This is a genomic window from Shewanella sp. ISTPL2 (assembly GCF_013283205.1).
Taxonomy (GTDB): Bacteria; Pseudomonadota; Gammaproteobacteria; order Enterobacterales; family Shewanellaceae; genus Shewanella; species Shewanella oncorhynchi.
Genome location: NZ_JAAPAV010000007.1, coordinates 1 through 1,287, shown reverse-complemented (window position 1 = coordinate 1,287; position 1,287 = coordinate 1). Strand labels below are relative to the sequence as shown.

General features: G+C 38.3%; 1 protein-coding gene. It reads left to right on the top strand.

Translation table 11 applies throughout. The annotated features are described in order from the left end of the window. Positions 1 to 424: 424 nt before the first annotated feature. Positions 425 to 1,287: integron integrase (locus HUB64_RS23040; protein WP_173497995.1), on the top strand; the 863-nt coding region annotated here is incomplete at its 3' end.

The window sequence follows — 1,287 nt, the reverse complement described above, 5'->3', positions numbered from 1 at the left end:
CTCATCAAATGGCTCGAAGTCTATTCCATCTCCATCAGCATAATCTATTTCAATTGCATGCAATTTTTTTAAGACATCTGGAAATTCTCTTTCCATGTTAAATCTCCGATTCTGATTTGACCGCCTAACATTTTATTAGTGCGCATGCGCGTTTACCTCATTAGACCAGTAAAAACGCGCACTGTTAATTACTTGTAATAAAAGGAACTTATCAGCTTTTTTTCAAATACACCATCTGGAAAAACGCGCATGCGCGTTTCCCAAACCTATTATCTCAAACCATCAAAAAATAACTTATTGATAATTAATACAATATATAATTTAACATAAGTGTAAACGCGCAAAAAAATTTACACTCTTCCTTGATTTAAGCGATTTCTAAATAATACTGTATATATAAACAGTAAAAGCAAGGATTGCTATCATGAGTATAAAAAGCCCTTTTTTAAGCGGTGTTCAAGAAGAAATGCGCATGCGTGGTTACAGTATTAGAACAGAAAAATCCTACCTGTATTGGATCAAGGCGTTCATTAACTTTCACCACAAGCNTCACCCTGAAACGATGGGAACAGAGGAGGTCGCACAATTCTTAACCTTTCTTGCCAATCAACGGAATGTGGCTATCAACACTCAAAAAATTGCACTGAACGCGTTAGCCTATTTGTACCAGAAACATTTGCATCATGAGCTTGGAAACTTAGGTTTTTGCTATGCCACAAAACAGCGTTATTTACCTACTGTGTTATCCCCATCAGAAATCTCACTAATACTAAATGAGCTTGATGGCCGCGATAGGCTAATAATAGAACTACTCTATGGTAGTGGACTTAGAGTTTCAGAATGCCTCAGGTTACGTATCCAAGATATTGATATTGAACAAGCTTCGTTGACTGTGAGGGATGGTAAAGGTCATAAAGATAGACAAACAATCCTTAGCCATAAATGTGCCATTAAACTCACAGCATATATTAATAAGGCAATGGAGATTCAACACCGTGACAACCAACAAGGGATCGGCCCTTCCCTACCCAATGCGTTAGAGCGTAAGTATCCAAATGCCTTTAAGCAACACGGATGGATGTTCATTTTCCCTTCAACCACAACCTGCATTAATCCTTATACAGGAACGCTTTGCAGGCATCATCTTCATCAGAGTGTTATTCGTAAAGTGCTCGGCAATGCGGTGCGTAACATCAAAATAACTAAGCGTGTTACCTGTCATACATTTAGACATAGCTTTGCAACCCATCTACTTCAATCGGGCAGTGATATCAGAAGTGTTCAGGA